This window comes from Allobosea sp. P4_E12 (assembly GCF_056401655.1).
Map to the genome: position 1 here is coordinate 1 of NZ_JBFUIY010000087.1, position 6,140 is coordinate 6,140.

At 60.9% G+C, this 6,140-nt stretch carries 8 protein-coding genes and 2 pseudogenes; 5 read left to right on the forward strand and 5 right to left on the reverse strand.

Annotation, left to right across the window (positions count from 1 at the left end; translation table 11 throughout):
- Positions 1-205 (reverse strand): annotated as a pseudogene (locus AC1DW9_RS35895) (IS110 family RNA-guided transposase); the annotation flags it as partial.
- 523 nt (positions 206-728) lie between these two features.
- Here AC1DW9_RS35895 and AC1DW9_RS35900 point away from each other — a divergent pair.
- Positions 729-866: a hypothetical protein gene (locus tag AC1DW9_RS35900; protein ID WP_476777500.1), complete on the forward strand. Its 138-nt coding sequence runs from the start codon at positions 729-731 to the stop codon at positions 864-866.
- 399 nt (positions 867-1,265) lie between these two features.
- On the forward strand, positions 1,266-1,649 hold the full coding sequence (locus AC1DW9_RS35905) for a hypothetical protein (protein WP_476777499.1): 384 nt from the start codon (positions 1,266-1,268) through the stop codon (positions 1,647-1,649).
- A gap of 45 nt (positions 1,650-1,694) precedes the next feature.
- On the opposite strand, the gene AC1DW9_RS35910 is transcribed toward AC1DW9_RS35905, so the two are convergent.
- Both AC1DW9_RS35910 and AC1DW9_RS35915 read right to left on the reverse strand, forming a co-directional pair.
- A complete protein-coding gene (locus AC1DW9_RS35910) occupies positions 1,695-2,069 on the reverse strand; it encodes a phasin family protein (RefSeq protein ID WP_476770268.1) in 375 nt (124 codons plus the stop codon).
- A 603-nt stretch (positions 2,070-2,672) separates the two neighbouring features.
- Entirely contained in the window at positions 2,673-2,837 is a 165-nt protein-coding gene (locus tag AC1DW9_RS35915) for a hypothetical protein (RefSeq protein ID WP_476770269.1), read from the reverse strand.
- 859 nt (positions 2,838-3,696) lie between these two features.
- On the opposite strand from AC1DW9_RS35915, the pseudogene AC1DW9_RS35920 reads away from it, so the two are divergent.
- Together AC1DW9_RS35920 and AC1DW9_RS35925 are read left to right on the forward strand one after the other, a co-directional pair.
- A pseudogene (locus tag AC1DW9_RS35920) lies at positions 3,697-4,383 on the forward strand (response regulator transcription factor); the annotation flags it as partial.
- 209 nt (positions 4,384-4,592) lie between these two features.
- On the forward strand, positions 4,593-5,099 hold the full coding sequence (locus AC1DW9_RS35925; protein ID WP_476770270.1) for a hypothetical protein: 507 nt from the start codon (positions 4,593-4,595) through the stop codon (positions 5,097-5,099).
- 117 nt (positions 5,100-5,216) lie between these two features.
- On the opposite strand, the gene AC1DW9_RS35930 is transcribed toward AC1DW9_RS35925, so the two are convergent.
- Both AC1DW9_RS35930 and AC1DW9_RS35935 read right to left on the reverse strand, forming a co-directional pair.
- Positions 5,217-5,486: a hypothetical protein gene (locus AC1DW9_RS35930; RefSeq protein ID WP_441508773.1), complete on the reverse strand. Its 270-nt coding sequence runs from the start codon at positions 5,484-5,486 to the stop codon at positions 5,217-5,219.
- A complete protein-coding gene (locus AC1DW9_RS35935) occupies positions 5,452-5,679 on the reverse strand; it encodes a helix-turn-helix domain-containing protein (protein ID WP_441508772.1) in 228 nt (75 codons plus the stop codon). The genes AC1DW9_RS35930 and AC1DW9_RS35935 overlap by 35 nt, the downstream gene beginning before the upstream one ends.
- Before the next feature lie 295 nt (positions 5,680-5,974).
- Between AC1DW9_RS35935 and AC1DW9_RS35940 the strand changes: the two genes are divergently transcribed.
- On the forward strand, positions 5,975-6,140 hold a 166-nt coding region (locus AC1DW9_RS35940; RefSeq protein ID WP_476855374.1), incomplete at its 3' end, for a transposase.

The following is a 6,140-nucleotide window of genomic DNA, read 5'->3' on the forward strand; positions in this document are numbered from 1 at the left end:
CAGCAATTGCAGCAGGCCGTGCTGATCGACGGGCAGCCAGCAGGCCGTGCTGATCGACGGGCAGCTTCTTCAATGGCTGGCGCTCCACGCCTGGGACGAGGCCGGCGACCAACCAACTCGCCTGGCCCATCTCGATCACGGCGACCAGGGTCGCGCCTTGATCAAGTGAAATCGAACATCTGCTCGCATCGATGCTGTGTGCCATAAAGGTGCTCCATCGCTGATTGCGGCAACGATGGTACCGGCCTCGTTGCGCCGCCCATAGCTTCTAAGCCGCGCGCCCAGAGTGGGCACCGTTCCCCCATGCCGAACGTTGCTTGCCATTCTTCCTCGGTCAGCAACCGGCTCATCCCGTGGCCATCATCGAGTGTGCCCGTACTCGGCCAGAGGTGCGGACACCAAGGAGCCAGCGAAGCTGCTAAGCGGCAAATCCGCTGGGATCGCTGTAGATCGGGCGAGATTTCGCCGAAGGTGAGGCCACGACGCTACAACCTGGCCTGAGCGGCGACATTGGCCTAAAGGACGGCGGGAATAGGCTGTTCCGCATCGCGTCCGAGGCCCGTTTCCATGCGTAGAAAGGGCCGCCTGCTCAGCGTCGCTTTCGACGCCTTCGTTCTGGTCTGGCTCGCCGGTGACCTGAGCGGGCCGAGGCCGAACGCAAGCTCACTGAGATCGCCAATGATCCACCGAGGCTCTGGTTCTGGACGCCGGCCGTCGAGAACAGCACGGTGTCCGAAGATAGTTCCACCGAAGCCTTGCACACCGTCAAGGCGACAGCCTTCGGCAGCTACCTACTACGCATCGATCCCGGCTTCGAGGACGGCAAGGTGAGGCGCGTCGCCGCCGAGGTGGGCCGTCATGTCTGACACGCTCACGCACCCAAGAACGCATGCCCCGCTCCAGGTGATCGTCCATTTCAGCGAAGGCGAGGCCAAGGCCCTGGCCCTGCGGCCGGCGCAATGGGATCGGAAGAAGCACGCTCGCCGCTGGCCAGGGCGCTCGCCCGCGTCAGGGAAGAGATGAACATCGCCAAGTCCGGGCACCGCAACATGACGATGCACGTCAGGCCCCATGTCTGAGACCACCACCTGACTGCAGATGCTCTTCGCGGCGTGGGGAGCGTCGCGCCCAGATGGAGCTGTCAGGCGGGAGAATTGCGAACAAAACTTCCGGAAATTGGAAACACGTTTCCGGGCCGGAAGAACACCCCACGAACGGCTCGGGAACGGCGACATGTGACCGTACTTGAGCGAAGGCCGTGGACCATGAAGGACAAGAAACTGCCGCTCGTCGTCAAGCCGATGCGGGTGATCTGGCGGCACGGCCATCACCGCAGGGTGCGTTTCGGCAGGGGCCGCGGCGACACGCGATTGAGCATGAACGAGAGCTGGGTCGTCGCCGAGCTGAACTCGCCGGGCATCGACATCGATGCGGACTTCGATGAAGAGGAGGACGAAGAGGAGGACGCCGGGCCCCAGCGTTGGCATCGTCGACCTCGATCTCCAAGACGGCTTTCTCGACGACGAACTTCGTGCGCCGGCGCTGTCGACCCGAAGGTGATGGATGCGCAAAATGAAAAGAGGCTCCGGTCAAACCGAAGCCTCCAATCGGTTTCCATAGAGCCTGCCGCAGCCGGGCTTCCTACGTAACTCTATTCACTGGGAGCGCGGCCGCCTTACGGCGGCTGGCCGAAATCAGGCGGCCTGCTTCGTAGCGGCGGCGACCACAGCGGCGGCGGCCGGAGCGGCCTTCGCGACGATGCCCTCGACCGGCTTGTAGGCGTCCTTGGCGAGAGCGGCGTAGAGCTCGCCCATCTTTGTAAGTTGGGCGACCGCGCCCTCGAATGAGGTCTTGACGTACTCGGCCTGGATCTCGAGAGCCTTGTCGAAGGTCTTCACGCCAGCGAGCTTCTCGATCACGGCGGTGCCAGCCTCGAAGGACTTCTTGGCATAGTCGATGGCCTCCACGGCAATGGTCTGCACGCCCTTGGAGGTGGCGCCGAAGGCCTTCAGGGCTGCGTCGACGTTCTCTTTGGAAGCCTTCTGAAGGGTCTCGAACTTCTGGATCATGGTCTTCTCCTGTGCACCTTTGGTGGCGCTTTAGTGAAGGGCCGGAACGGCCCGACGTGTCGCCCCAAGCTCGTGTGAAAGAGATAACCACCGGGGACTGGTTATCGTATTGTGCGCTGCAGCATTAATGTCAAGAACATGCTGCAGTGCAGCAAGCATAGGCCATCCCGATCGCGACAGTTCGGCGTCATTTCGCCCCCCCCCCGAACCGGCCCGGGCTTGAGGATGTCCGCTCGTTCCAAGTGTATCTGGTTGCGCAAGAGGTCTCCTGGCCGGCGCTGAACCAGACGGTGTGCGCGTTTAGAGAACGACACCAGCAGTCAGTGAGTCGGTCGCCGCATTGCAGCAGCCGAGCTTGGAATTAGCAGTCATCATTCATCCGGTCGGAAAAACCGCGTAGATGCCAGATTGCGGATGGCGCTACGGGGTCTTCTGCGCCCGGCTAGAGCTGGGGGGCGATGCCGGGGAGCCTTGGATCAGTATCGGCTTATCCGCTACCCCCGCCCCTGCCGTCGAATCGACTCAGGGCAAGGTCGTGCAATGCCCCATGGTGCTCACGAAAGGTAGGCTGGTCAAACGAAGACAAGATTAGCCAAAGCTCTTTCATGCCTCGATCCGTCGGAAGAAGCGTTTGGCTGCGTTGATCTCCGGGCCACTCGTGGCGGCAATGACCAAGCTAAAGCTTTTCGTCGCGGAAATACCGTCGGTCATACTATGCGCGACGGTCGCTGCCGTCATTACATCGAGGGCCTGCACCAGCTTGGGCACTCGGGCATCGATGCCCGAAATTGATCCATATCAACGCGCGCCGATCCGAACGGGCGCTCTAGTCTGGACACTCCGTAAGTGTGAGCAAACGGGTCGGATCGTCGGAGGCTGGGGGGCCGGTCTGACGATCCGGCCCATCGCAATGGGGCGGGCGCCGGCCTTCTTGCGCAGGCCCAGTTCCCGTCACTAGCCGGTCGAGGTGACAGCGGGGTGCGATGCCTGCCCATGCTCGCACGCGCCCCGCCACCGTCGGCCAGCCCGCGCCCCCGTCAATGGGGCCCCTTGCCCATGCGGGCCGCTAGCGTTGAGACGGCCACGCTTCGAGCAACGCCGCATGGGCAAGGGCAACCCATCCAGGCGCAACTATTCAGCGTGCGTTTCGATGTAGCCAACGACGTGCTCTCAACTGAACTTAACTCGGGGCATTGCCGGGACGGCTGAACGCTTTCGGCTCAGAGCGGAGGCTCGCTTCCACCTCTCGGATCCGGGTCATCAAATCGGAGGTCCTCACGTTCTGCGCGCCCTTCCCCTCGTTGCCGCCATCGGGAAAGCAGTCGACATCGGCAGGATGACGCCCTGTACGCCCCAGCCGCACAAGCAGATCGACCCCGACGCGGGGCCATCTACCAAGCGCTTCGGCCCCGGCCGGCGCAAGAATTCCAGCGAAAGATCATGTCTTGATGGCGATCGAAGAACTCTCGCTGACGATATGGCTGATCGTAACCCTTGCGATGAAGTTGGTGGTCTTCCCCGCGGTCGGGGGAAGCCTATTATAAGACCGACCAGCGTAAAAATATGGAATTATTAACCATGCTTCAGCCAACGTTGTGAAGATATCCGCTGCGAATCGGAGTTTGTTATGCGCGTTTTATTGATTGAGGACGACGCATCGATCGCGCAGAGCATCGAGATGTTTCTCACGCTGGAGAACTTCGAGGTCACCAAGTCAGCCTGCGGAGCCGATGGCCTTGCCCTCGCTCAGTCGGCGCGGTTTGACCTGATCGTTCTGGATCTCGGCTTGCCCGACATGCCTGGCATGGAGGTGCTCACGAAACTCCGAGCAACTTCCATTACAACGCCGCTGATGATCCTCTCGGGCATCAACGAGATTCAACAGAAGGTCCGTTCCCTGATTGCAGGGGCGGATGACTACGTGACAAAGCCATTCCACCGAAACGAATTTCTTGCCCGCCTTCGGACTTTGGTGCGTCGCTGTAACGGTACGGAGAACCGCACCGTCCGGGTCGGAGATCTCTGCATCGATCTGGATTCAAAAACGGTTGACGTGGCCGGGAAGCCCGTTCGTTTGACTGGCAAGGAATATGAACTCGTTGCGTTCCTGGCGAGCCGCCGTGGCTTCGCTCTGTCAAAGGAAATGATCCTCAACCACCTCTATGGTGGGATGGACGAACCTGCGCTCAAGATCGTCGACGTATTTATCTGCAAGGTGAGACAGAAGATTGCGGCCATATCAGGCAGAACCAACTACATCGGAACTGTCTGGGGACGTGGCTACATGTTGAATAATGCCGATCCTTCCCTTCAGATGGCTCCATCCGACAATGACGACACCATTGTTATCGATCGCGCCCGCTCGATTGCAATTCAGACGCGAAATGAGCGTTGCATTTCTACCAAGCCACGGGCTAGATCCGCGATTAACGCAGGCGTTTATTTCAGGAAAAACCAAACGCGAAGAAAAATGACGATGTAATCGATCCAACGGTGATCATTGTTTCGGCTCGGACCGGATCGTTGACCGCCAGCGGCGCACTGTGGATTAATCAGCGGGTCATACTTCCGGGGAGGCTGGCCATGATTGAACACGTGGTGTCACCGGCCTATTGGGTGCTGACCAAGGCTGCGCGGCGGTTGCTCGCTGTCATCGAGACGGAAATCGGGAGCGGCACCAGCGTGGCGCTGTCTTACGATACCTTCAGGCTGGACCACCGCTTCGGACGGCAGACGCTGTCGCCAAGTCTGACGCTGCTCGATCGTCTCGGCCTGATTGACATCGCGGTGGGGCCGCGCTTCGTCAACGTGTTCTCGCTCTCAGACCGATGGCGGAGCGTCAACGAGGACGAGGCTTTGAGGCTGACGGCACAGGCGCGTGAGTTGAAGCCGCCGCGAACGGCCCGCGAGCCGAAGCCGCAAAGGCCGGCAGCGGCGAAGGCACCGAAGCCTGTGAAGGTCGAGGCACTGCGCAAGCAACGTCAGGAGCCGTCATTGCCGCCGATGCCATGGCGCTGCGACAGCCGATAGCAGGACCGAGGGGACGACTTGCTTGTGCGCCAATCGTTTTTTTAGGCCTTGGAGGCCTGTGTAGCGTCGTGAACATCGGCCGATAGTCATTAGCGAGGCTCTGCTTGGCCTGACTGGCTATGCCAGGTTCCGTTCAATTGCGGATCGGGCGGCTTTAAAGGTTACCTCTGCGTCCGGCACAGCGCCTTGCTGCTGTTCAAGAAGGAGAAGCGCGATTTCGTAGATCTCCCTTATGTCGGCGGCTTGCAAAACGCCTTTCTGCACCAGGCAGCGCAGGAGGCCGGCCATGGTTGCGGAGGAGACGAGGTTTGCTGCGGCAATGCCATGCGGCGAGGCAAGGGACATCGCGCGCTCATTGTGTCGCTGGATGTACAGGTTCTGGTACATTGTAGCCGTCCGCTGCGTACAACGTAAGTTTGTTGCGCAACGTGCGGATGGAAATGCCGAGTAGTGAGGCTGCATGGGTGCGGTTGCCGCCGGTTTCCCGCAGCGTTGCCAGGATCAGCTGGCGTTCGACAAAGGCAACTGACAGGCCAACGAACTGATCCACGACGGCTTGAACAGCATCGAGCGCTCGCATGGTTACGGTCCTTTCCAAGCCCCCCGGCTCTAACGGACGCCTCAGAATGGCGCCCGCCGTGGTTAAGAAGTGGTAAATCGGCATGGGGCGGCAAGGGTGCACGGCAGTCTTTGAGCGGCAGGGTCAAGTGCGGCCCGCTTAAAGCCGACTTTCGCGTGGCTGCGTGCCGGGCCCTGCGGGACGGTCCCCCAAGCGGGTACTTTGTGCTGCCCCTGCGCGATATGGACCCCTCACGTGCTTGGGACTGTCCGGTATTTTGTGTCCGGGGCCATAGTGACGCCGATGGAGGGCGCTCATGGTCATCAAGAAGGACACACTGGATCAGTTGCTTGCGGGACGTGATCCGCGCGATGTTTTCGCCAAGGACGGGCTGGTCGATGAGCTGAAGAAGGCCCTGGCGAACCGGGTCTTGTCGGCGGAACTGGACGATCACCTCGACGGCGAGGCGGCTGCCGGAAAGC